Origin of the sequence: Alkalicella caledoniensis, from assembly GCF_014467015.1 — a bacterium.
Classification (GTDB): Bacteria; Bacillota; Proteinivoracia; order Proteinivoracales; family Proteinivoracaceae; genus Alkalicella; species Alkalicella caledoniensis.
The window spans coordinates 629,618-653,930 of the sequence record NZ_CP058559.1 but is presented as its reverse complement, the minus strand read 5'-3'; the positions used below and the strand labels follow the sequence as shown (position 1 = coordinate 653,930).

The window sequence follows — 24,313 nt, the reverse complement described above, 5'->3', positions numbered from 1 at the left end:
ATGGAAAAAGGATATGTTCAAATATACACTGGTGATGGAAAAGGTAAAACCACTGCAGCCTTAGGTCTAGGTTTTAGGGCTGTGGGGAGAGGGTTTAAAGTTACCCTTTTGCAATTTTTAAAAGGAATGTACACTGGAGAGATAGAAAGCATAGATCATTTTAAAGATAAATTCACTTTAAAGCGTATAGGCGAAACAAATAGTTTTTTTTGGACCCTTACACAACAAGAACAAGTAGAGTTAAGTAATCAATGTCAAAAAGAGTGGAAGGAATTCTTAAGTTGGCTTGAAAAGAATCCTCAGGATGTATTGATCTTAGATGAGATAATGGCTGCAATGAAGAATGGTTTAATATCACAACAACAGGTGTGCCAATTCATAGATGAAAAACCTGAGGGAATGGAAATTATACTGACAGGAAGGGATGTTCCCCCGGAGGTTTCAGAAAAGGCAGATTTAATAACTGAGATGAAGAAAATAAAGCATTATTATGATCAAGGTGTAACATCAAGGGACGGAATTGAAAGATAGCAAATAATAATTAAAAGTGGCCCATTAAAGGGTCACTTTTTAATTTCTGAGGTAATCTCTTTCAAAATCTTTGCTATGATCTTTTGACTTTGTTACAAAGGATTTTTTTACGAGAAGAATAATTGAATTAAATATATTAAGGTATTTATTAAATAAACATCAGTTTCACCAAAATTAAATAAAAATATTTAAAACACACTTGCAATAATCAATAAAGTTAAGTATAATATTAAATATATTAAGTATTTGATTAAATAATTATGTAAGGGGTGGGTGAAATGGAAAGTAAAATTAAAAATCCGCTGAGGCGGTTATTTTTAGAGAACAAAGAATTGAGGATATTTGTTATCCTTACACCTATATTTATGGTCCTTGAGATTTTCCTGACTATATACATGGCTGATTTATTTAAAAATGGGATAGATATTGGCCTTCAAGGTGGAGAAGGGTATGGGAAAATTGCTTTAGGTTTGGATCAGTCATTATACTATTTGCAACTACCATTTATTTTAAGGATTTTGTTGTGGGCTATTTAAGTGAAAGGGCCATAGCTGACCTTAGATATAAAGCAACTGAAAAGTTTACAAAGTTACCCATACCTAAACTTGATACAATGCATAGTGGTGACAACTTGTCTAAGCTTACCAATGATATACAACTTGTAAAACGCTTTTTAGATTGGGATGGCTATTTTCTTATATTAAGGCCACTGATGGCAGTGGCTACACTTGCTTATTTGACGTACTTAAACTGGCAACTGACCTTGGCTAGTTTAGTATTTATACCTATAATGATGTATTTAACAATGAAAATAACTCAACCAATTTCTAACTATAGTAAAGCCCTACAGGAAGAGCTTGCAAACATCAACAAAGCGAATCAAGATATATTAGGTGGAATTCAAATTGTTAAATCATTCAATTTGAAGGATAGGATTTTAGAGAGTTTCAAAGGTCAGGTGGATGAATCCGTTAAAAGGGGTAGAGTTATAGCACTAAGAAGAGCAATCCTTGCAGGAATATCTGGCTTTTTAACATTCTTACCATTTATAGTGTCTTTTGGACTGGGTAGTCTACTGGTTAATCGAGGTAGTATGTCTGTTGGAGGTCTACTTGCCTTTATAAACTTACTAAATCAACTATCTTGGCCCCTGGCTCAGCTTCCTAATCATATAGGTAGCTATAAAGCAGCGGGAGCTGGATTAGATAGAATTTATGAAATAGTAGATATTGTATCAGAACGTCAAACTGGCGAAAAATTAGATTTCGAAAGTGAGAATGTCCTTAGTTTTAATAATGTTAGATTTGCATATGGTGAGAAAGATATATTGCAAGGTATAAGTTTCCATATAAATTGTGGAGAAAAGGTAGCTTTGGTTGGTCCAAGTGGTGGAGGTAAATCAACGATTTTTAAATTGATCACAGGTTTCTACCAGCCCTATGAGGGGGAAATTAGTCTATTTAATAATACTATTGATAAATGGAAATTAGATTTTTTGCGAGAGGAAATAGCAGTTGTTTCCCAAGACACCTATCTTTTTCCCACAACAATAAAGGAAAATATAACCTTAGGCAGAAATTTTAGCATGGAAGCAATAATTGCAGCGTCTCAAAAGGCTAACGCCCATAATTTTATAATGGAACTTGCTGATGGATACGACACCATGGTAGGTGAAAGGGGAGCTAAGCTTTCCGGTGGGCAACGTCAAAGGATTTCAATTGCTAGGGCGATATTAAAGGATGCAAAATTATTACTCCTTGATGAAGCCACATCTGCTTTGGATACTGAATCTGAGCAAATGGTACAACAAGCATTGGAAAAGGCCATGGAAGGTAGAACAACTATGGTTATAGCACATAGATTATCCACAATAAAAAATGCTGATAGAATTTTAGTTATTGAAGGTGGAGCTGTTGTGGAAGAAGGAACCCATGAACAATTGCTTGATAAAGAAGGACTTTATTCAAAACTCTATAACAAAGATTTTTCCCATGTTGATCAAGAAAGTGGGGTGGCATAGATGAAAAAATACAAAATTATGTTAAATTTACTGAAAGAAGAGAAAAGTAGATATCTATCTGGATTATTAATGCTGGCTATTTCAAACCCCATGAGTAATATCGTCATTGCTATTCTTTTTATGGATATTTTCGATAGGGCTGTTTATGATTCCAGCTTGATACTCCCAATCATACTAAAATGTTTAGGGTTGATTATCTTTTTGGCTCTAATTACACCAATAGGTATGTACCTAGTAAACTACGCATCTTTAAAGACAACTGCACGTCTAAGGGAACAATCCTTGGAAAAACTAATTAAATTGGATCAAACGACTTTAAATGATTCCCATAGTGGAGATTTAATATCTAGAACTACAAATGATATTCAAACAACTGAAACAGCCTACAAAGAGCAATTGGTACGAGTCAGTGAGACAGTGTTGAATGGAATTGGCTGTACAGTATTTATGGTATGGCTAGACTGGAGGTTTGCTTTAGGGCTTATAGGTTATCAAATTATTTTGCTTTTCATTATGACACGTTTTGCAAAACCATTGAAGGTTGCCAGCGATGACAGTCTTCCCTTGGTAAAGTTACAGAAAAGATCTCCGACATCTTAGCTGGAGCCCATGTTATACGTTTGTTCAACATAGGTGGTTACATGGTTGGTAAGTTTAAAGAAATTAATGATATAACTAAAAGTAAAGCTGAAAAAAGGGTTAGGATTAACGCCGCTTACCAGGGTTTAAACACTTTTGCATGGACCAGCTCTTTTGTGGGTTTTATTGCAGTCAGTGGATTGTTTATGTCCAAGGGATATATTGAGCTAGGTACCATAATAGCATTAGTACAAGTACAAAATGGAGTTTCACAATTGTTTAACCAACTAGGAACCTTTATTAACCAACTACAGACATCCCTTGCAGGGTTTGATAGAATAAGTGAACTCCTAGACAAGAAGGAAGAACCAAAATACTATCCCTTATCTGAAGAAGGATGCTACGACAATGCAGTACTAAGCCTGTACAATGTTAATTTTCAATATGAAGACGACATAAAGGTTATCAATGACTTGAGTCTATCGGTAAAAAAAGGTGAGACGGTGGCTATTGTAGGCCCCAGTGGTGGAGGAAAATCCACATTATTTAAACTCATCCTTGGTTTCAACTATCCACAATCAGGTTGTGTCTCCATAATGGGTAAACCTGCAAGTAAGTATACAATGGAGGAAATAAGAGATTTGGCAGCCTTTGTACCCCAAGATCCTTACTTGTTTAGTGGGACAGTTCAAGAAAATATCTCTTTTGGAAAAACAGGGGCAAGTACAAAGCAGATAGTAGAAGCTGCGAAACAGGCAAATGCCCATGACTTTATAGAAAACCTAGAAGAAGGCTACAATACACTTGTAGGTGAAAGGGGAACATTCCTATCAGGAGGACAAAAACAACGTATAGCAATAGCCAGAGCCATAATAAAAAACGCCGAGATATTGCTCCTAGATGAAGCGACCTCTGCCTTAGATAACGAGTCAGAAGCACTGGTACAATCGGCATTGGATGATCTAATGGGAGAAAAAACATCCATAGTAATAGCCCACAGACTATCGACCATAGAAAAGGCAGATAGGATACTGGTCATGGATAAAGGGGCCATAGCAGAACAAGGAACACATCAAGAACTCATAGAACTAGGGGGAATCTACGCCAATCTTTACAACTTACAATTTAAAGAAGATAAAATAGCATAAAAATAGAAGGCATTGCCCGTGTATGGCAATGCCTTCTGTTTTTATATTCCTAAACAATTTCCATCCCGATAAAAAATAGTAGTCTCATTTTTGTCCTTTACAATAGGACCCATACCCTTAAATTCAATTTTTCTAAAACCTTGGGATAAAATAAACTCTTTACCCTCCTCATCTTGCTCCCTCTGACTGTCACCCCAGATTATCACTCCATCTTCTGTAAGACACTTAACTGCATTCTTAGCACAATTGACCCTATCTCTACTATCTATAAATTAAGCTATTAAAGAATAACCCTACTCAGGCAAGATTTTTAGAACTTAGGGATTGAACAGAAATCTTAGAATTACGTACTACAAGTGCTGTTAAGGATTATTTTTTTAAAATCGTCTTTGCGGAAAAGGTCACAAAGAAAAATTGCCTTGTTAATGGATTTTAAGTACTCATTGTTGTTCAAGTAATATTCTGCTAGGCCTTTGCCGTAGTATAGTATATGCAAGCCATTAACTTTTAGTTTTTCTTCACAATACTCGACTCCCATTTTGGAATATTTTAATGCTTTTTCGTACTCTCCTGTCCGTAGGAATGCGCTTGATAAATTATGACATAATTTATCAATGATATCTGTAGAATTCTGGTTAGTTATACAAAACTCCAAAATCTCTAGATAGAGATTTGTCTTTCCAAGCTTATTTAGAACAAATGCTAAATTCATTAATATCCGAATTTCCATAGGTGAATAGATATAACCTTTATAATCATTCACATCAAAAAAAGGTGTATTTTGAGTAAGGGCCATATTAAATTTTTCAAAAGAATTATTGTAGTCTTTTTTTCTATATGAAATAATTCCTTCGGCAAGAAGAATTAACTGTTTAATAAAAACTTGGTTATAGTTATTAATACTTGGATTTATCATTTTTTTTAATTCAATTATTTCCGTAGATAAATCAAAATTTCCTTCATTTAATTTATTCTCTAGACTATTTCTAATAGATTTGAACAGAGAATAATCATCTATGCGGTAATCGAATAATATCAAATTTAGATCTTCCTTCATGAAAAATGAGAGTATTTCCAATGTTTCAGATTTAGGGATTCTAGCCCCTCCTTTTTCAATTCTTCGGATAGTTTCAACATGTACTCCAGATAAATCGCTTAGCATTTCCCTAGTTAATTTAAGATTTTCCCTGATACTCTTAAATTTATCCCCAAATAATAAAAGATTATAATACACGTCATCCCTCCCCAATTATCACACAACAAGCAAAATGTCAACCAACATTAAAGTGTATTGATGTTCTTTATATTCTATTATATTATAAATTTAAGAATAAAACAATAATTTAAGGGGGGAACTATAGAATTGAAAAATACAAAAATAGTGGTATTACTATTGATAATTTTCATTAGTATATTTAGCTTTAGTAGGAGTAATACAACTGTGATTTTAGCGGAAAAAGAAAGTGATATTTATGAATGGCATATGTATGATGAATTTATATAATTAGAAAATCAATATGGAGGTGTAATCTTGAAATCATCTGACTATAATTTCTTTTATGATTTTCCAAATGATTGTAGTAAAGTTATAGCCTATAATTCTCGAAGCAATGCACTAGCAATTATGGAAAAGGAAAAATATGATATTTTTAATAGATTTGTTGAAGAGAGTATTCCCATTAAAGATGAAGAACTTATTAGTAGTCTAATAAAGGGTGGATTTATGATAGATAATCAAACAGATGAACTCGAATTAATTAGGCTTAACATGCTAAGAAGTAGATATTCATCTAGAATATGGCAGATTACAATTGCTCCAACAATGAACTGTAATTTTGACTGTATTTATTGTTTTGAAAAAGGCTATAGAGACGGGATAATGAGTAAAGAAGTTCAAGATTCAGTTATTAAGTTTATAGAGCAACAAGCAAAGTATTACGATGGAGTTAAAATTACGTGGTATGGAGGAGAACCTTTACTTGCCCTCAATATAATCGAAAATATTACAGAAAAAACTAAGCAAATATGTCGTGATAAAAACATAAATTATTCTGCATCAATGATAACTAATGGATATAATCTTAATAACTATACTTGTTCTAGACTTAAAGAACTCGACATCAAAAATATACAAGTAACTATTGATGGTGAAGAGAATGAACATGATAAAAGACGACCGCTTAGTGGGGGTGGGCCAACTTTTAAACAAATATTATCAAATCTTGCTGAAAACGTAAATATTATTCCTCAAACAGCCCTTAGGGTAAACGCAGACAAAGACAATATAAATTCAATTGATAAACTCTTAGAAGCATTGGATGAATATGGATTAAAAAATAAAGTTTATGTGTATCGGTGTTTGTCAATAAAGTTGTCGCATTTTAATAAAAATAATTATGAGTTCTGGACCCGATTTGTCATTGACATGGAGCCTCTGCCCACAAGGTATAGGTCCTTAAAGGCATGCCCATAAATAATAAGTCCTGCCTTTTCAACAGGCTACCATGTGGGCCTCTCCAAGTAAATGATACGCTTCGCCAAATCTAGTCTTGTGATTACACTTGCTCTTCCTGACTAATAAGTTCCACTGCTTCTTCATCCTTAATAGGATTTAATGCCACAAACTCTGGCAACTCCCAATTTCTGATATGTCTAGCCCACCTTTCAGGATGCTTTCGTTGAGCTAGTTTATAAGCTTCGATACGTTTAGCCATTATTGCCTTATCGAGACCGTAATGTCTCTGATAGGGTGTTATAAACTTAATACCACTATGCAAATGCTCGTTGTTGTACCAACTTACAAATTTTCTTACCCATTTCCTTGCTTCATCTATTGAATGAAACCCTTTAGTAGGGTACTTCGGAACATACTTCATCGTTTTAAAAAGTGATTCAGAGTACGGATTATCATTACTTACCCTAGGTCTAGAAAATGAGCTTTGGATACCAAGCTTTTCTAGGGTTGCTTGAAATGTAGCAGCTTTCATTGGGCTACCGTTATCAGAATGAAGGACCAGGGGTCTTCCAGCTATGCCTTGTGACAAGGTTGCTTTTCTTACTAGTTGCTCTGCATATTCTGCTTTTTCTGACTCCCAAACTTCGTACGCCACTATCATTCTACTAAACATATCCAAGATTAAATATAGCTTAAAGTAAGCACCTTTTACAGAAGCATTCAACCAGGTTATGTCCCATGTCCATACCTTATTTGGAGCTGTCGCAATATGTGTAGGAGCTTCCTTTTTTATAGGCTCTTTAGTTTTAGATCTATGTGCATTCATTTTTTCTTCTCTCAATATTCGGTAAATTGTCGATTCGGAAGCAAGGTATTTACCCTCGTTAGCTAACTTCGGTACAATCTGAGAGGGAGGTAGGTCAGCGTACTCTGGGCTATTTAGCGTATCTAGTATTATGGAGCGTTCTTCATCGCTTAACTTGTTTTTGGGAACAGGCCTTTGCGCCAACGGACGTTGATCTTTTTTTACTTCATTACCCTTAGACCAGCGCTGATATGTCCGGTCGCTTATATTCAATTCTGCACAGGCTGGTCTTAATCTAGCACCACTATCTACTGCCTCTTTGATCAGCTTTACTGCGTCTACACGATCTGAGTCACTGATCAGTCTTCCTCGGGGTCCCCCCAAATCGCGTTTGCCTTTTTTCTAAGTACCAGTAAAGCAGCCGTTTCAGCTAATGCCTTTTCTTTCATACGAAGTTCTTTTTCTAGCTCTTTAGCTTTTAGTTTTTCCTCTTTAAGCTCATTCTTTATCTTTTTAGTATCTTCCACAGGTTCATTATTAGCATTAAGACACTGATCTTTCCAGGCTTTAACTTCCTCTACATAAAGGCCTTTTCTCCTACAATACTCTGCTAGTTGCAGTTCCGATAGAGTGGCTGTCTCTAAAACAACATGAAACTTATCTTTGGATGTCCACTTATCCTTGGGCTTTTGCTTTCTTAAACTACCATTGCTCCTTTTTACCCATGTATAGATAGTTGAGCTTGGTATCCCTAGCTCTTCTGATAAATCATTCACTGTCTCTGATGAAGGGGGCTCAAGCCTCTTTAAAACTGTATCTATAAAATCTTGACTATACTTGCTAGTTCTAGGCATATTCTCTCTCCTTAGGTTCATTGTCGTATTTTCTATTATACATCAATTTCTTACGACAACTATCCTAACACATAGGGGTATCTAGGTTATATCGAGCCTACTAATGACTGCTATTCAATAAATAAATGTTTAGACTTTAATACTTTTTGCAAATACTCTTTTGAATTTCAACAAGAGCTTGTAAGAAGTGGTTTTAGTAAAAATATGCGTCATATGTATCCTGCATTATTAGGTAACAGGTGTGGAGCAGATTCGAATTCTGCAATTGTAATAGATCCTAAAGGAGACATATATAAATGTTGGTCTGATATAGGTATAAAAGGATATGTTATAAGTAATTTGGTCGATAAAAATAAAAATGACTTGAAAGAGTTGACTAAATATTTGTTATACGACCCTACCCAAGATTCAGAGTGTGCTAAATGTAAAATTATCCCAATTTGTATGGGTGGTTGTCCAAAAAGAAGAGAAAGTGAAATTATAGATCGATGTTCGAGATACAAGTATAATTTACGAGATCACATAGAGCAGATTGTCCTTGATAAATTAAAAGAAGAAATAATAGTGAGTAATTAAGTGAGTTTCATTTTCTATAGTGTATTTGACAAGAAAAAACTAGTGGGATTGGAAAGGGGGTGAGAGTATGAAATACCTAATAAACGGAAGTGATCCAAATAATTCAGTGAACTGCCATTTAGGATGCGATGGTTATATAGTGCCATGTTTCGGGCATATGCCACCGTGCCCAGACATAAATCAATGTTGGGATGGTTTTCATATTGAATTTTAAGTAAAATGACATGTTAAATCCAAGTTTCAAAACTTGGATTTAACATGTCATTTAGAAGATTTTACTAGAAGGTGTGATTTTCAGTGGCGTCATTTGTTAATCTATTGTTCCCCTATATAAAGAGCTATGGTAAGTTGATTATTTTTTATGTAATACTTAGTTTTTTAGCTAAGTTATTAGGAATTTCACTTCCTTACTTTACTGGAAGTTATATAGATTCTCTAGTAGAACATATAGATATTAATTCAATAAAAGTGTTTTCAATTCTCTTACTTATCTTAGGGTTAGGGAATATACTTGCAAACTGTGTCCAGAGCTATATTTTCGTTAAGCTCAAAACACATATATCAAATGACTTGAAACTATTTATATTAAAGCATATTTCATTTATCCCTATTAGTAACCTCGAATCCAAAGAACCTGGATATATCAACCATAGAATAAATTCAGATGTTAATGTTATTGTAGCATTTATACTTGGGAATAGCTTTAATGTAGTAATTAATTTGCTAAACATAGTTTTACTTTTGGTAATTTGCTTTAGAATAAATGATATGCTAACGATAATTATTTTGCCTTTAATACCTATATATATTATGAGTTATTTTTTTTTCAAGGACAAAATTTATACTTTAAATTATGATATGAAAGAAAAAGAGAATGATGCGTTTTCCAAGACGCAGCATTTTTTAGAGAATATGAAATCAATTAAAATTAAAGGTGCATTTGAAGAATACAATGAATATATAGATAAAAAGCTATCCAATGTGTTAACATCACTACTAAAATATACAAGGACATCATTACAATTTGCTAGTAATAAAACATTGATAAAAGTTGTAGTACAAGTGATTTTATTTTACTATGGGGGAAAGGAGATAATTTCTGGTAACCTAAAAATTGGTCAGTTCACCATAATGAGCAATTATTTTATAATGATTTTGGACAATTTAGGATTTCTTTACTCCGTTGGTGAGCAATACCAAAATGCTAAGGTGAGTATGGATAGAATTTTGGACATTTTATCCATTAACCCAGAGAAAAATGGCAGTGTACTGTTAGAGAATATTGAGAATATAGAACTAAATAATATAAGTTTTGGATATAAGGGCTCTAATTCAGAAATAAAGAAATTTAGTTATGTTTTTAATCGAGGAAATATATATTGCATAGCAGGAGAAAATGGTGTTGGAAAAAGCACCTTAATAAACCTAATTTTAGGAATTTATGTTGAAGAATTTAGTGGAACTATATTGTATAATTCTTTAGACATAAAAAAGATTGACCTATATAGTACCAGAAGTGAGCTGATTGGAGTTAGTGAGCAAGAACCTAAATTAACTTATATGCCATCAGGTACAGGTAAAGAACATTTTAAAGAAGAATTAGGGGTGCTATTAACTGCGTTAAACGTTAATAAAAATCTGTTTGATTGTGAAGACACTGTGATGAATGTTTCAGGGGGAGAAAAGTTAAAGATTTCCCTTATTAGAGCTCTTCTAAAGAAACCTAAGATTTTAATTCTAGATGAACCAACCTCGGCATTAGATACAGTTAGTATCGCAAAGCTTAAAAAGATACTTCTTGATAGTAAGAATGATCGTATAACTATAATTATAACTCATGATGAAGGATTTAAGGATATAGCTGACGAAATCATAGAGATAAAGGCTATGTAACAAAATGTTCTTTGTAATATTTTTTAAAAGGGGGATTTTATGTACTTAATTTTGTTGCCATATTTGTTGGGTATAGTTTTTCTGACTGCTTATTTCTTAGGGGGAAATAAGCTACTGGCTTATGTTGCAGATTTTCAGTCTGCTATGCTTTTGTTAGCAATTTGTGGATTGGTGTTTGTTCTGATTCATTATTTTGTTAAAGAAAAAATAAACTTATTCAAAACTGTAAGGGCCAATATTGGAGTGGATAGGGGTACTATAACGAGAAAAAGTAAGTTGTTTATTAAAAAATTTTTCAGTTACAAAGCAGTGTGGATTGCATTTATCATCCTGTTTATTTTTTTAAGTATGGCAATAAAACCAGGAGTTTTTTTAAAATATGAACCATTTGAAAGAATATATCGCGACTATGTTGTTAGATCTTCGGATTTTGATTCCACACCATCTAGAACCCATCCACTAGGTGTTTCCCCAGCTGGGCAGGACATATTGACTAATTTAGCATTCCTTGCAAGAAGTGTTATTGAAACCCCCATAACGGCAGCCCTTTATAGTATAATCATAGGTATTGCTTTGGGTGCTATGGCGGGGCACTTTAAAGGGGTTATTGATAGGGTATTAATGATTATTGTGGAGAGTATACTAGCATTTGCCCCTATCATGCTGTTTATGCTTGTACTTATGGTTTTCCCTAGTAAAGATATCAGAATATGGATGTTTGCTATTTATGGGGGCTGTACCCTTGCGAAAATAATAAGGGGTGAATTTTTTTCTTTAAGGGAAAGGGAATTTGTTCAACAGGCGAAAGCCACTGGATGCAGTGAGTTTGAGATTATATTTGGGCATTTGTTACCGAACTCACTTTCAAGTATTATACTTCAGACAACTAATTTTCTGAGCCAGGTAATAATGTATGACGCTATGCTTGCATTTTTAGGTTTTGGAGGCAGTGGGTGGGCACAGTATTTAGGTAACTTGTTTAGATCTTATCAAGGCTATGCTTTTAGAAGGGCGCCGTGGGCTGTTCTATTTTCAGGGGGATTTCTTTTTGCCTTAATTATAAGCATAAATATTATTGGGGAAGCCTTACGTGGAGCCATGGAGGTGAAGGAAAATGCTTAAGAAAATAGTGCTGATTTTCTTATTTTTTTTCATCTTGTTCCATAACACCATTGGAAATGCTATTTATGCTGTTGATGCCTATGGTTCCAATGAATATCAGTGGGAATATCTTGGGCGGTTTGATTGGTCATTACCTTCTCACTATCAAGAAATTGATTATGTAAATAGCAATAAACCATTAAGATTGAAGGAGTATAAGGACAAGTATTTCTATGGGTGGTGGGAGGAAAATGAAGAATCATTATTTGAATATAAAATTGGCTGGGGTGTTATAGGTCAAATGGAAAATACTATCTCTACTATTACATCTAGTAGGGAATCTAGTACTGACTATGTAATTTTTGATGATAAAGTCTATTTAATAACAAGTGAATTGGAAGATAATGTGTATAGGTTGTTTCTATATGTGTTTAGTCTAGAAGGTAGTATTATATCTAAAGAGAAAATAGAGGAACCCGAAGGAGCACTTAGATTTCAGTCTATTCCAAACATAGGAGTAAACATTATCAACGATGAATTGAACATAGTATACGGAGGCATATCCAATCGAGCACCTTATTTATTTTTTGAACGGAGAAGTTTAGAGGGGAAATTGGTTCAATCTACCGAAATATATAACTTCAATAGTAGTGCCAACAGAAGTATAGTAATACCACAATTTCAATTCCACAGGGGAAATGATTCTGTTACTAGAGTGTTTTTCAAGGATCATGAGAGCTTGATTTTAGTGGAAGTGGACGATGAAGGTAATGTGGGAAGCAAAAATATTGCATCTGTTCCACATATACTAGGGACCTCAGTGACAACTTATGCCTATGGAGATATAGGTCCACAGGTTGTGATTGACTCAATGGGAAACTATCATATAGTGTTTACACATCATACAAGTGGTCCTGGCCTAACAGGAAATTTAGTAATGGATGTAAAATACATAAAAATTAGTTATAATGGATCCATAGTAAGTGAATCAATTTTAACAAATGAATGGGGTATAGCCCATTTTCCAACAATAAACATCGATTTTGATGATAATATTTATGTTGCTTGGGAAGATAGTAGGAATGAAAGCATGGAAGGGTACTTTACAAAGATTGATAGTGAGGGGAACATAAAAATAAATCAACAGAGAATTACATGGAATAGGAGTTATACAAAATATCCTCAAATAATTCCTGACAATGAAGGATATTTACATGCTTTTTGGTTTACAAGGTTGCATAGGTCTAACTTTGTCATAGACTATAGAAACAATATTGAGAAACCACCAAGTTCATTATGGATAAATCTTGGAGTGAATCCTTATACCAGTGAAAAACCCTATAGTCAATTTCTATATCTAGTAATCATGAGTATGTTGGGGAGTATAATTGGAGTAATAAGCAGCAGTGTTGTGATACTAGTTATTCTTGTGATTTTAGCTGTATTAAATAAGATAGGCATATTGTTCTTACTACAGGAAAGGCCCTATACGCTGTTTATGTTAGTCATACTTATCTTGTGGAATTTCATACCACAACAAGATTCAACTTACAGTGTGATAGATGTTTGGGAAGGATTTGAAATGGGAGCTGGTATAATTATGCTAGCTGTTTCGGTATTGGTACTAAAGCTAGGAAAATTAAGGCCCAGCTCGTCAATGAACATACTAATTGGAATGATTATATGGATTTTGGGCTACCATTTCGTACTATCTTATCCTCAGATGGCTTCAATTTTTGTAGTGTAGTAATTAAAAAAGGATGAGTAATTATTATTTTAAAAAATATAAAAGACAAAAAAGCAGTAAAATAAAGTAGAGACAATTAAGACCCTAAGGTCAGTAAAGACATATTTAGGGTCTTTTTTTGTTCAAAAACAAATGTTACATAAAATTAATAAAATATTGAAACATAGTACCTTGTGGTACATAGTAGACTTGTGATAAGGTTAATGTATAAGTTATTCAAAGTTAGCCAATAATTTTGTTGTAAAAATAGGGAGGGGTTTAATGTTTGCAAATAGGAAAGTAAAAATTGTTTCAATAATATCTGTGATTTTATTAGTAGGTGTTGTCATTGCTTTTATATACAGCAATTCCTATAAAGGAGGTACCGAGGGGACACGTCCAGTTTTTGAAGAGACCCTTAGTTTCGATACTATAATTTCCAGTGAACAAATGAAAGAAGATTTGGCACAGTTAAAAAAGGATATGGTAGATGTTCACCCTAAGACCATCAATGGGTTGCCTAACGAAGTTGAAAAAGCATTTCAGCAGGCAGAGGTACTAATAGAACATCCAATGACAGTAGGAGAATTCACCATAGTTGTTTCGGAAATCATAATTAAACTGGAAGATGGCCATACATCAGTTGCAAATGTATTTCAAGGGGATCTAAAACTTCCCATGGAAATTGCATATGTAGATAACGAGTTTTATGTGCTAGATGGAAAAGATGTGATGGCAGGAGATAAACTTATTTCACTTGGTGGCATAACTATGCAAGAAATTTACGAAGTAGCTAAAAGAAGGGTTCCTGCAGAGAACATTTATTGGATAAATGATAGAGTGAAAGATTTTGCATTATGGGAGTCTACATTAACCCAATTAGGTGCAACAATTGATGATGTTAAAAATATAGAAGTTGAACTGAAACGATATGGAGAAGTAATAAAAACATCTTTGAACTTTAACGATACTTATACAAGGCCAGTTGATAATCAAAGATTTTATCCAGTTCGATATGTAAGTAGAGGATACTCTTATTTTTTAGATGCTGAAAACGATTTATGCTACTTCTTACTGACACGATGTGTATATGATGATCAGTATATAGCATTTATGGAAACGATGTTCAAAGATGTAAAAGACAATGGTATCAACAATATAGTTATAGATATCAGGGGAAACCCAGGGGGAGACTCTAGGGTAATAAATGAGTTTATTAGATATATTGATATAGATGAATATCTTTCCTTTGGAGGTAAAGGGAGAACTTCAACTGCGTCTAAAGAACAAAGGGGTACTGGATCTAGAAACAGCAAAGCAGAACCTAACTTAGTTAATAATATTAGAGCTGAAGAAGAACTTATATTTGATGGAAAAATATATGCCCTTATAGACAATGGAACATTTTCCTCTGCAAACTGGTTTGCAGTGATCATTAAGGACAATGAACTGGGAACCATAATAGGTGAGCCCACAGGCAATGCCCCAAATAGTTACGGAGACATACTGAGATTCCAACTGACCAACTCTAAAATTAGGTACTTTATATCCCACACCCAGTGGGTCAGGCCCAAGGGCAAGGGTTTAGGAGCAGATGAAGATGCCCTTTATCCCCACTATCCGATAAAGTACACTTTAGAAGACTACATAAACAATACAGACCTAGCAATGAAAAAAGCCATAGAGGTAATAAAAGCTGAAGACCGATAATGGTCTTCAGCTTAGAGGGCCACTCAATTTACCGTCTTTGATTTTTGGGGCAGGTGAGCTGTGTAGTCCCTAAACTTACAAAAAGAAAGTTCAAGTTCAATACATACTGGCGCTAGCCACCTGTGTCGAAGGCAAATTACTAGCCTTCGGCATATTTTATATTCCCAAACAATTTCCATCCCTATAAAAAATAGTTGTTTCATTTTTATCTTTAACAATGGGACCCATACCCTTAAATTCAAGCTTTCTAAAACCTTGGGATAAAATAAACTCCTTACCTTCGTCATCCCTTTCACGTTGGCTGTCATCCCAAATAATTATTCCATCGTCGGTTAGGGACTTAACTGCGCTTTTAGCACAGTTGATCCTATCCCTACTATCTATAACAATTACATGATAGTTTTCATTAGATATCTCCACTTGCCTTGCATAGTTATCACCTTTAGACAAATCCACATGTATTATAGTTACATTTTCTGGAGCTACCCCCCTAACATGTGTAGCCCAGTGGGAGGTATGTTCACAGGCAGTGACCTTCCCAACCCTTTTAGACCACCATATGGTACCAGCTCCACAGCCGTACTCAAATACTGAGAATTCTTTCTTTACCCTTGGTGTAAGAAAATCAATAGCAGGATAAGTCATCCATGGTACAAGTTCTCCACTAGTTTTCGTTGATTGCTTACTTTCAAAAGTTTCAAACCACCCATCATCATATAGGCCCGTGTCACCGAATAGTAATTCCCCATATACATTAAATCTGTTATAATCTAGATTATATTGCAAAATTTGACTAGCCACATGAAACTCACGGTCATTTCTTATAAAGAATCTAAAGAAGGGTGTTTGAGAGCCATGCTCTCTCTTTTTAATGCTGAGAATATGGGGGTTGTTATTTATGTATTTAAGAAATCTGTGGTACTTTCCTATAGGTATTTGACATTTCTCTAAACCGTGGTAACTTAATATTTCAGGAAGAAGTCCATCATTTAGATCGTGGTAGGAGATATCACATTGATTAACTTTGAAGTCATCAATCATACTCTGAGTTTCTGCAATATCCAGAAATATTTGGTCACCTGTAACCCTTACTATTGAACTGGGCCTAGTTGACTTAAACATTTCTATCATTCTTTTCCCTGCATTTTGTTCTTTAGAAAAGTTTAGAGTTAAGGTTGGGTACTTATTTTGTAAGTATCCTAGGGCTAAATTTGATGAATTCTTATGTAAGCACATTGCTATACTATTTATATCTGTTATTTGTAGCAAGCGTTCAATGGTATGTTCAATAATTGGTTTTTTGTTAATCTCCTTTAACAAAAGTGGGTTCATTACCATATCAGCTTGGATGTAAGCCACTGTTGACATTTTACATTCTCCTTATCCTACATTTGCATATAATAAATTTTACCATAAAAAAGGGTTTTCAGGAAACACGTATAATAATAGTTTAATCTTTAGTGATTTAATGCACTTATTCACATAATAAATAGTAAAGTAATAGTATGAGTTAACAAGACAAGGAGTGAGGGAAGTGGAAAACACAAACGTTCTTGAAGCTGCCCAAGGGCAGATTCAAAAGGCATGTGAGAAATTAGAATTAGAGGCTGAATATTATGAACGGTTGAAATGGCCCCAAAGGGTTATAGAAGTTGTTATACCTGTAAGGATGGACAGTGGAGAAATTAGAGTTTTTAAGGGGTTTAGATCTCAACATCTCGATACACTTGGACCCGCTAAGGGGGGAGTTAGATTTCATCCAGATGTTACTTTGGATGAAATCAAGGCACTTTCCATGTGGATGTCAATGAAATGTTCTTTAGTAGGTTTACCCTTTAGCGGAGGAAAAGGTGGGGTTATTTGTAACCCTAAGGAGCTGAGTAAAAGGGAAATTGAGCAATTATCCAGGGGGTATATTAGAGCAATTGCACCTGTTATAGGTAGTAAAGTAGACATACCAGCACCGGACGTGTATACAAACCCTCAAGTTATGGCATGGATGGTGGATGAATACAGTAAGGTAAGTGGTTATACTGATTTTGGTATAGTTACGGGGAAACCTTTGATTTTAGGAGGTTCAAAGGGGAGAGATAAGGCAACTGCCATGGGCTGCTTTATTACAGTTAGGGAAGCATTAAAGAAACTAAAGTTAAATTTGCAGGGTTCAGAAGTTGTTATTCAAGGATTCGGAAATGCGGGATATAATTTAGCTGTTTTACTACATGATGCTGGGGCGAAAATTATAGGTGTTAGTGATAGCAAAGGTGGAATATTAAACCCAAATGGTATAGATCCCACAGTCCTAGAGAGTGTGAAAAATGAAAAGGGTTCAGTTATTCACGGTGAAGGTAAGGTTATTTCTAATGAAGAATTATTAGAGTTAGAATGTGATGTTTTAGTTCCTGCAGCTTTAGAGAATCAGATTAGAGAAGATAATGCATTCAACATTAAAGCTAAAATAGTTGCAGAAGCTGCAAATGGTCCTACAACAGTTATTGGGAACTCAATTTTATATGAACGGGGAGTTTTAGTAATACCAGATATTTTAGCCAGTGCAGGTGGAGTTACGGTTTCTTACTTTGAATGGGTGCAAAATCTTATGAATTATTACTGGAGTGAGGACGAGGTAAATAGGAAATTGGAAGAGATAATGGTTCATTCCTTTGAAAGGGTTTACAATATGCATTATGAAAAGGAAGTTGACATGAGCTCTGCGGCTTTTATGGTAGCCATAGAGCGTATAGCTGATGGGATGAGAATACGTGGCTTTTAGGTGCCATATTATTTCTCCTAAAAATAAAAATAAAAAAATGTTTAAGCAAGAAGGAAAATGTCGCAATGTGTAGAATATTTATAACACAGTTCCGATGCTTAACTTATTTTAACCGACCTTAGGGAAGCTAAGGTCTTTTTTTATTATAAAAGGGGGGGGATAAAAATGAAAAATGATAAAGGTTTTACATTGTTAGAGGTTTTACTGGTAGTAGGGTTGCTAGGAATAATCTTGGCAATAACAGTACCCAATATAGCAAAGGGGTCCGACGCAGCAAATGAAGAACTATGTACAAGTTCAAGACTTATCATAAGGGCAGCTATAGAGCAATATGAGGCCATAGAGAAGGTTACATTTAGCGGTGGTAATGTTGAGAACTTAAATTTTGTTCAATACCTGGCGAGGGAGGAATATCTCAAAAATCCATTGCAGTGTCCTAGTGGAGGAATCTACACTTACGAAGATGGAGAAGTAGAATGCAGTGAACACACTGACCAGGATTAAAGTACAGGTAGGGACGCTACTTGGAGTACTCAAAAAAAGCCCAGTTCTTTATTAAATAAAGAATCTGGGCTTTTCTCATATCTAAAAGCTATAAATTAGCTAGTCTCTTACTCTTTGGATCAAATGCTTTAAAGTGCCATTATCGTTGCTAAATCTATATTCATAATCGTTATTGGCATATGCAACAAAGGCATCTAACCATGTCTCTCTAAGTTTGTAGAATTTATTTGGATCAGCTCCAACTTTTTTCCAATAACCAACGTGAAGGCACTGTGTAACTTCCCACTTAACTAGATCCTCTTCATTTACAACAAGTTGGTTTGCTTGATCACATGGCATGCCATCTAGTACGTAATTGTTGATTTCTTGATATAGATCTTGGGCATTTTGTGGCTTTGCATGGGACTCACTTTGTTCACCACAGAATTTTCCTTGTTTGGCATAAAATTCCCTGGCCACTTCTACTGCTTCTTCATTAAATTTCTGAAATGCTTGATTTAAAAACTCAGCATGTCTTGTCTCTGCTTTTTGTATTTGTGTTTGTAACCAACCATGTATATTTTCGGTATCAATTAGCTCTTCCAATGGAATATCAGGGTTAAGTGGGTCGCCATGGTTTTCCCGTGCTTTATCGTAAAGCTCACTGGCTTCTTCACCAACCTCCGCTATTAGACCTTCCAGTATGTCCTTTTCCAATCTTTCAAATAAAATAACTTTATTATACAACCAATGGTGTATCGGCCCTAAAAATGCACTCATTAAAAATTCCTCCTTGTGTAATTTATTTTCTACCTTAATTTTACATTACAAAAAGTAGTAATAATAGGATTTAAATCACAGTCATTATAGTGTTTGCTTTATTGAGTAATTTTATAAACTTTTAAATAAGCAATCCTTCTTAGATTAATCTAAAATATAATTAGAGGTAGAATGTTTCTCTTTTGTTGATAAAAAATTAAAAAGTTTAACTAAAGGTATAGGAGTCTTTAAGGAGAATATGTTCATATATTAATTTAGTATTAAATTTAAGTGAGTTAATGATAGGAGGATAGAGAAATGAGAAAAATATTCACTGTACTACTAGTTACTATTTTGATGTTATCTTTAGTAGGTTGTAGTAGAAAGGGCAAAACAACTAATGTAATTTCACAGGCTGAATTAAATGCGAAGGAGGAACTATTTTTATCAGTAGGTACTACTAGTTATTTTGTGTTTGATTTTAAATTAGATGATGAGTTCAAGTGGATTGATATATGGGTAGAAAGATATGAGTTTGGCGAAAAAATTGATACTTTCATTGGAATGGGATCCACCTTAGGCAATGAAGGGGTGTTTATTTTTGCCATAGATGAGTCAGAGGGAATCAATAATTGGACTATTGTTTTACAAGACGAAGGTGGAAAATCCACTACTAAAGCAAGTGATAAACTAGTTATAGACGAAACTAAAGGTTTTTCAAAGATGTGGGGAGTTAATAATAATATAAAAATTGCAGATAATGATATAACATTAGCCAGTATTAGTTATAAAAACGATGGTAGGGAAATGTTTTCTTTTACAGGTGATTTTTATGAAAACCCTGAAGCAAATAAACAACAAATGGTTAATTACGATATAGTGTACTTGCTTAGAATTAAGCTGTCTAAATAACCTTAAAAACTCTAAAAGCCTTAATCTAATAGTTAAGGCTTTTTATTTGATAAATTTTATCATTGATAGAAGTAGAAATCATTGTTATAATGTAATTTGAATTCAAATTATAAAGGATGGAAATGATGTTGAAAAATATATGGGGAAAAATTCAGGAGATTTGGAAAAAAGTAACCACAATTAAAGATACACCCCATGCCATTGGCTTAGGAGCTGCCATAGGGTTAGGGTGGAATTTTATACCTTCATTGGGGATAGGGCCCTTTGTATCTGTTTTTAATGCAAAATTATTTAGGGGAAGTGGTATTGCTGCAGTAACAGTAAACTTAGGTACAGGTTTTTTTATACCACTTATGTACTCATTAAATATGATGACTGGAAGATTCATAATAGGACAATGGTTTGCTAGGCCAGAGATAGAAAAACAAATACAGGATTCAATACAAGAATCCATAGGAAATATTGAAGTAGTAATAAAAGAGCCTACTCGTTTTTTCTCCCTAAGCAACGTAACAGAATTTGGGTTTGAGTTTTTTCTCGGTGGTGTAATAAATGCAATTTTTTTCGGGGCAATATTATATACGATAATTTGGTTTCCTAGATATATAAAATGTAAGTTCTTTCAAAAGGATTGTGATACCCTAGAAGGTGATAAAAACTGTAACAAAAGAGCTAAGAAATAATTATTTCTTAGCTCTTTTGTTATTATTTATGAAACTCAAGCATCCTCCTAGTACTAATACACTTACAATAGGAATAATGTATTTTAAACTTGAAGGGTCATCCTCAGTAGCCCTTGCTTCAGCTTCAATACTACCGTCTCCTGTATCCTTAACTCCTGTAATACTAAATGTTGGATTTTTTTTGTTCTCTTCAACATCTAAATCAACATATTTATTAAACTCATTCTCAGATAATATATCATCTGTATCCATATCAATGTAAACAACTAAATCTTTACCATCAACAATCATATGAACAATGTAGATATCTTTGTTTATGGATGCAAGATCTCTGACCCAACCTTCTAGTAGCTCTACTTTACCATGTGCAGAGGATTTTGCTATCTCCATATACTTAGCTTCTGTTTCAGGGTCAACAACTTTTAGCATGGCCACTGAAGTTGTTGATAGGACTAGCAAGATTGCTAGTGTGCAAAGCAAGATTTTTTTGGTCATAGAATAACCTCCTTTGGTTTTTCTTACCTATTAGACGTAGTAATAATAATTAGGTTCCCTTAGAACTTTAAAAAAAGGATTTTTTCTCACTTTGAAGAATATTAAAATAATAATAAAAAAATGGGGAGGATGACAAATGAAAATTTCAGTTATCGGTGGAGGTAGTGCTGATAAATGCTGGTGATAATAAAAAAACTTAGCCTAGCCACAGATCTACATGATTTACATGATAGCAAAGGTAACCCTTGCATTTGTGGCAAAAGAATGTTTAATTAAGTCATATTTACGTGTATGTTATAATAGAATTTAATAAATTTCGGCAATCGAGAGGAATTCTGTTTTTTATGTCGAAATAATTACATAGAACTTATTTAAAGAGGAGGGTGTTTGAATGTTAGCAATTAAAAATGGGAAAATTTATACCATGGCTGGTACAATAATTGAAACTGGTACCATTCTGGTGGAAAACCAAAAAATTAAAGCAATTGGTACAGATGTAGAAATTCCCGAAGGAGCACAAGTTATCGATGCTCAAGGTAAGGTTATCATGCCTGGTATTATTGATGCTCACTCCCACATCGGAATATTTGAAGAAGGCTTAGGTTTTGAGGGGGCAGATGGAAATGAAATGACAAACCCATCAACTCCACATCTAAGAGCACTAGATGCCATTAACCCTATGGATGTTGCATTTAAAGAAGCCTATCAAGGTGGTATTACAACAGTAGTTTCAGGACCAGGAAGTGCAAATGTTATCGGTGGACTAGGCCTTGCTATGAAAACCTATGGTAAAGTCATAGATGAGATGGTTATGATAGACCCTACTGGTTTAAAGTGTGCCTTTGGTGAGAACCCAAAAAGAGTATACAGCAGCCAAAAGAAATCTCCTTCTACTAGAATGGGTACAGCTGCTGTTATGAGAGAAGAACTAATTAAAGCTCAGAACTACTTAAAGAAATTAGAGAAAGCTGAGAGTGATCCAGACAAAGCACCAGATAGAGATTTAAAAATGGAAGCCATCGTTAAGGTTCTTAAAAAAGAGATTCCTTTACGTGCCCATGCCCATAGAGCAGATGATATTGTAACTGCTTTAAGAATAGCAGAAGAATTTGATGTGGATATTACAATCGAACACTGTACAGAAGGCCATCTTATAGCTGATTTTCTAGCTAAAAGAGGTGTAGACGTTGTAATAGGACCAACACTTTCCTCTAAACCAAAGGTAGAGCTTCAAAACCTTACATTTGAAACAGGTAGAATTTTATATGAAGCAGGTGTTAAATTTGCTATAATGACAGACCATCCTGTTATTCCGCAACAATATCTGCCCCTATGTGCAGCCCTAGCCCATAAAGATGGCTTACCTGAAGAGGAAGCACTAAAGGCTATTACTATCAATGCCGCTGAAATAATCGGTGTAGGTGATAGAGTGGGTAGTTTAGAGGTTGGCAAGGATGCAGATATAATCATTTTAAGTGGACACTTATTTGACTACAAAACCGTAGTTGAAAAAACCATAATAAATGGAGAGATTATCTATGACCGAAAATAGTTTTAAAGCCTTAGTAAATGGTACTGTCTATACAATTAAAGACAAAGAACCAATTATAGGTGGAGTTTTAATAAAAAATGGCAAAATAGCAGCTGTAGGGCAGTTTGATATACCTAATGGTTGTGAAATTATCGATGTAAATGGGGCTCTGATTTTCCCAGGGTTCATTGATCCACATACCCACCTTGGAATTTCTGAGACTGCCTTAGGCTTTGAAGGTGCAGACCACAACGAGTTAACAACTCCAGTTACTGCACATGTAAATGCCATAGATGCAATAAACCCAGCTGATTCAGCATTTGATGATGCTATCAAAGCTGGAATTACCAGTGCCCTAGTAATTCCAGGTAGTGGTAATATAATCGGTGGTGTAGGAGTTGTTATTAAAAACTGGTCCGAAGATATCGTCATGGAATCTAGGATTGTTAAGAAAGATGCTTGCATGAAAGCTGCTTTAGGGGAAAACCCAAAAAGAGTTTACAGTAGTAAGAAAACTAGTCCTTCCACAAGGATGGGCAGTGCTGCTGTTATGAGGGAAGCTCTAGTTGAAGGGCAAAACTATGCAAGAAAACTTGAAAAGGCTGAAAAAGACCCTGAAAAGGCACCAGAGAGAAATCTAAAGCTTGAAAATTTAGTAAAGGTTCTCAAACGTGAAATGCCTATTAAAATACATGCTCACAGGGCTGATGACATCGCTACAGCTATCCGTATTTCCCAGGAGTTTAACTTGGATATGTCCATCGAGCATTCCAGTGAAGCACACCTCATATCAGAGTATGTCTCTAAATTTAATTATCCCTTTGTTGTTGGCCCTTCGTTAGGGGTACCTACTAAGGTGGAAACTAAAAACAAAACGTTGAAGTCACTTCAAGTATTGATCAAAACTGGGCTTCCAGTTTCAGTTACAACTGATCACCCAGTACTACCTATTTATAGATTGATCCATGCAGCAGCTTTGGCTGTAAGGGAAGGACTAGATGAATATGAGGCCCTTAAAATGATCACAATTAACCCTGCAATTACCTTAGGGTTAGGGGATCGGCTAGGAAGTATAGAAATAGGGAAAGATGCTGACATAACAGTGTACGACAGACACCCATTTGACTTCCTATCAAATTGTTTATATACCTTTGTAGATGGGAAGGTCGCTTATAAAAGATAAGACCTTTTCTATAAGCTGGAAAAAACCCAACATTTTCACGTATTATTTATGCGTGTGGTGTTGGGTCTTTTAATAGAAGAAACTTTTTTGACATAG

The 24,313-nt window shown here is 34.6% G+C and carries 22 protein-coding genes; 17 read left to right on the top strand and 5 right to left on the bottom strand.

Annotation, left to right across the window (positions count from 1 at the left end; genetic code table 11):
- The 5 genes from HYG86_RS03295 (at position 1) to HYG86_RS03275 (ending at position 4,278) form a co-directional block, all read left to right on the top strand.
- Positions 1-531: a cob(I)yrinic acid a,c-diamide adenosyltransferase gene (locus HYG86_RS03295; RefSeq protein WP_213167524.1), complete on the top strand. Its 531-nt coding sequence runs from the start codon at positions 1-3 to the stop codon at positions 529-531.
- Between the two features lie 278 nt (positions 532-809).
- Positions 810-1,067 (top strand): hypothetical protein, encoded by a 258-nt coding sequence (locus tag HYG86_RS03290; protein WP_213167523.1) that lies wholly within the window; start codon positions 810-812, stop codon positions 1,065-1,067.
- Complete coding sequence (locus tag HYG86_RS03285) at positions 1,055-2,551, top strand: ABC transporter ATP-binding protein (RefSeq protein ID WP_213167522.1); 1,497 nt, start codon at positions 1,055-1,057, stop codon at positions 2,549-2,551. Before HYG86_RS03290 ends, HYG86_RS03285 begins: the two co-directional genes overlap by 13 nt.
- Entirely contained in the window at positions 2,552-3,151 is a 600-nt protein-coding gene (locus tag HYG86_RS03280) for an ABC transporter transmembrane domain-containing protein (protein WP_213167521.1), read from the top strand. It begins immediately after the preceding gene.
- A 41-nt stretch (positions 3,152-3,192) separates the two neighbouring features.
- Complete coding sequence (locus HYG86_RS03275; protein WP_213167520.1) at positions 3,193-4,278, top strand: ABC transporter ATP-binding protein; 1,086 nt, start codon at positions 3,193-3,195, stop codon at positions 4,276-4,278.
- 343 nt (positions 4,279-4,621) lie between these two features.
- Here the strand turns inward: HYG86_RS03275 and HYG86_RS03270 are convergent, their stop codons facing one another.
- Entirely contained in the window at positions 4,622-5,512 is an 891-nt protein-coding gene (locus HYG86_RS03270; protein WP_213167519.1) for a helix-turn-helix domain-containing protein, read from the bottom strand.
- A gap of 297 nt (positions 5,513-5,809) precedes the next feature.
- Here HYG86_RS03270 and HYG86_RS03265 point away from each other — a divergent pair, with 297 nt between their 5' ends.
- A complete protein-coding gene (locus HYG86_RS03265; protein ID WP_213167518.1) occupies positions 5,810-6,751 on the top strand; it encodes a radical SAM protein in 942 nt (313 codons plus the stop codon).
- 82 nt (positions 6,752-6,833) lie between these two features.
- Here the strand turns inward: HYG86_RS03265 and HYG86_RS03260 are convergent.
- Positions 6,834-8,392, bottom strand: a protein-coding gene (locus tag HYG86_RS03260) for an IS3 family transposase (protein ID WP_213167517.1) whose coding sequence is annotated in 2 segments (ribosomal slippage) — positions 6,834-7,924 and positions 7,924-8,392 — 1,560 coding nt in all. Because the reading frame shifts where the segments join, the coding sequence is not laid out codon by codon here.
- A 213-nt stretch (positions 8,393-8,605) separates the two neighbouring features.
- On the opposite strand from HYG86_RS03260, the gene HYG86_RS03255 reads away from it, so the two are divergent.
- The 5 genes from HYG86_RS03255 to HYG86_RS03235 all read left to right on the top strand — a co-directional run bounded on the left by HYG86_RS03255 (position 8,606) and on the right by HYG86_RS03235 (position 15,398).
- Complete coding sequence (locus HYG86_RS03255; RefSeq protein ID WP_213167516.1) at positions 8,606-8,968, top strand: SPASM domain-containing protein; 363 nt, start codon at positions 8,606-8,608, stop codon at positions 8,966-8,968.
- Between the two features lie 297 nt (positions 8,969-9,265).
- A complete protein-coding gene (locus tag HYG86_RS03250) occupies positions 9,266-10,861 on the top strand; it encodes an ABC transporter transmembrane domain-containing protein (RefSeq protein WP_213167515.1) in 1,596 nt (531 codons plus the stop codon).
- A 39-nt stretch (positions 10,862-10,900) separates the two neighbouring features.
- A complete protein-coding gene (locus tag HYG86_RS03245; protein WP_213167514.1) occupies positions 10,901-11,983 on the top strand; it encodes an ABC transporter permease in 1,083 nt (360 codons plus the stop codon).
- Positions 11,976-13,709, top strand: coding sequence for a hypothetical protein (locus tag HYG86_RS03240; RefSeq protein ID WP_213167513.1), 1,734 nt, complete (start codon positions 11,976-11,978; stop codon positions 13,707-13,709). Before HYG86_RS03245 ends, HYG86_RS03240 begins: the two co-directional genes overlap by 8 nt.
- A 261-nt stretch (positions 13,710-13,970) precedes the next feature.
- Positions 13,971-15,398: a S41 family peptidase gene (locus HYG86_RS03235; protein WP_213167512.1), complete on the top strand. Its 1,428-nt coding sequence runs from the start codon at positions 13,971-13,973 to the stop codon at positions 15,396-15,398.
- Between the two features lie 156 nt (positions 15,399-15,554).
- Here the strand turns inward: HYG86_RS03235 and HYG86_RS03230 are convergent, their stop codons facing one another.
- The gene (locus tag HYG86_RS03230; protein WP_213167511.1) at positions 15,555-16,766 is read right to left on the bottom strand and encodes a cytidylyltransferase domain-containing protein; all 1,212 of its coding nucleotides are present in this window, start codon (positions 16,764-16,766) and stop codon (positions 15,555-15,557) included.
- Positions 16,767-16,932: 166 nt separating this feature from the next.
- On the opposite strand from HYG86_RS03230, the gene HYG86_RS03225 reads away from it, so the two are divergent.
- A complete protein-coding gene (locus tag HYG86_RS03225; RefSeq protein ID WP_246451872.1) occupies positions 16,933-18,171 on the top strand; it encodes a Glu/Leu/Phe/Val family dehydrogenase in 1,239 nt (412 codons plus the stop codon).
- Between the two features lie 165 nt (positions 18,172-18,336).
- Entirely contained in the window at positions 18,337-18,675 is a 339-nt protein-coding gene (locus tag HYG86_RS03220; protein WP_213167509.1) for a prepilin-type N-terminal cleavage/methylation domain-containing protein, read from the top strand.
- A 99-nt stretch (positions 18,676-18,774) separates the two neighbouring features.
- Here HYG86_RS03220 and HYG86_RS03215 read toward each other — a convergent pair whose 3' ends face one another.
- Positions 18,775-19,434: a hypothetical protein gene (locus tag HYG86_RS03215; RefSeq protein WP_213167508.1), complete on the bottom strand. Its 660-nt coding sequence runs from the start codon at positions 19,432-19,434 to the stop codon at positions 18,775-18,777.
- A gap of 297 nt (positions 19,435-19,731) precedes the next feature.
- On the opposite strand from HYG86_RS03215, the gene HYG86_RS03210 reads away from it, so the two are divergent.
- A complete protein-coding gene (locus HYG86_RS03210; protein WP_213167507.1) occupies positions 19,732-20,325 on the top strand; it encodes an LptM family lipoprotein in 594 nt (197 codons plus the stop codon).
- Positions 20,326-20,441: 116 nt separating this feature from the next.
- Positions 20,442-21,008, top strand: a complete 567-nt coding sequence (locus tag HYG86_RS03205) for a DUF2062 domain-containing protein (RefSeq protein WP_213167506.1) — start codon at positions 20,442-20,444, stop codon at positions 21,006-21,008.
- Here HYG86_RS03205 and HYG86_RS03200 read toward each other — a convergent pair whose 3' ends face one another.
- Positions 21,009-21,503 (bottom strand): hypothetical protein, encoded by a 495-nt coding sequence (locus tag HYG86_RS03200; protein WP_213167505.1) that lies wholly within the window; start codon positions 21,501-21,503, stop codon positions 21,009-21,011.
- Positions 21,504-21,894: 391 nt separating this feature from the next.
- Between HYG86_RS03200 and HYG86_RS03195 the strand changes: the two genes are divergently transcribed.
- Complete coding sequence (locus HYG86_RS03195) at positions 21,895-23,055, top strand: amidohydrolase (protein WP_213167504.1); 1,161 nt, start codon at positions 21,895-21,897, stop codon at positions 23,053-23,055.
- Positions 23,042-24,217, top strand: coding sequence for an amidohydrolase (locus HYG86_RS03190; RefSeq protein ID WP_213167503.1), 1,176 nt, complete (start codon positions 23,042-23,044; stop codon positions 24,215-24,217). Before HYG86_RS03195 ends, HYG86_RS03190 begins: the two co-directional genes overlap by 14 nt.
- Positions 24,218-24,313: the final 96 nt, after the last annotated feature.

Bases quoted from the DNA above. Each gene is read 5' to 3' on its own strand.
- HYG86_RS03280 (WP_213167521.1), top strand. From the start codon at position 2,552: ATGAAAAAATACAAAATTATGTTAAATTTACTGAAAGAAGAGAAAAGT.
- HYG86_RS03190 (WP_213167503.1), top strand. From the start codon at position 23,042: ATGACCGAAAATAGTTTTAAAGCCTTAGTAAATGGTACTGTCTATACA.
- HYG86_RS03230 (WP_213167511.1), bottom strand. From the start codon at position 16,766: ATGTCAACAGTGGCTTACATCCAAGCTGATATGGTAATGAACCCACTT.
- HYG86_RS03195 (WP_213167504.1), top strand. From the start codon at position 21,895: ATGTTAGCAATTAAAAATGGGAAAATTTATACCATGGCTGGTACAATA.
- HYG86_RS03295 (WP_213167524.1), top strand. From the start codon at position 1: ATGGAAAAAGGATATGTTCAAATATACACTGGTGATGGAAAAGGTAAA.
- HYG86_RS03220 (WP_213167509.1), top strand. From the start codon at position 18,337: ATGAAAAATGATAAAGGTTTTACATTGTTAGAGGTTTTACTGGTAGTA.
- HYG86_RS03215 (WP_213167508.1), bottom strand. From the start codon at position 19,434: ATGAGTGCATTTTTAGGGCCGATACACCATTGGTTGTATAATAAAGTT.
- HYG86_RS03275 (WP_213167520.1), top strand. From the start codon at position 3,193: ATGGTTGGTAAGTTTAAAGAAATTAATGATATAACTAAAAGTAAAGCT.
- HYG86_RS03255 (WP_213167516.1), top strand. From the start codon at position 8,606: ATGTATCCTGCATTATTAGGTAACAGGTGTGGAGCAGATTCGAATTCT.
- HYG86_RS03290 (WP_213167523.1), top strand. From the start codon at position 810: ATGGAAAGTAAAATTAAAAATCCGCTGAGGCGGTTATTTTTAGAGAAC.
- HYG86_RS03245 (WP_213167514.1), top strand. From the start codon at position 10,901: ATGTACTTAATTTTGTTGCCATATTTGTTGGGTATAGTTTTTCTGACT.
- HYG86_RS03235 (WP_213167512.1), top strand. From the start codon at position 13,971: ATGTTTGCAAATAGGAAAGTAAAAATTGTTTCAATAATATCTGTGATT.
- HYG86_RS03240 (WP_213167513.1), top strand. From the start codon at position 11,976: ATGCTTAAGAAAATAGTGCTGATTTTCTTATTTTTTTTCATCTTGTTC.
- HYG86_RS03205 (WP_213167506.1), top strand. From the start codon at position 20,442: ATGGAAATGATGTTGAAAAATATATGGGGAAAAATTCAGGAGATTTGG.
- HYG86_RS03200 (WP_213167505.1), bottom strand. From the start codon at position 21,503: ATGACCAAAAAAATCTTGCTTTGCACACTAGCAATCTTGCTAGTCCTA.
- HYG86_RS03210 (WP_213167507.1), top strand. From the start codon at position 19,732: ATGAGAAAAATATTCACTGTACTACTAGTTACTATTTTGATGTTATCT.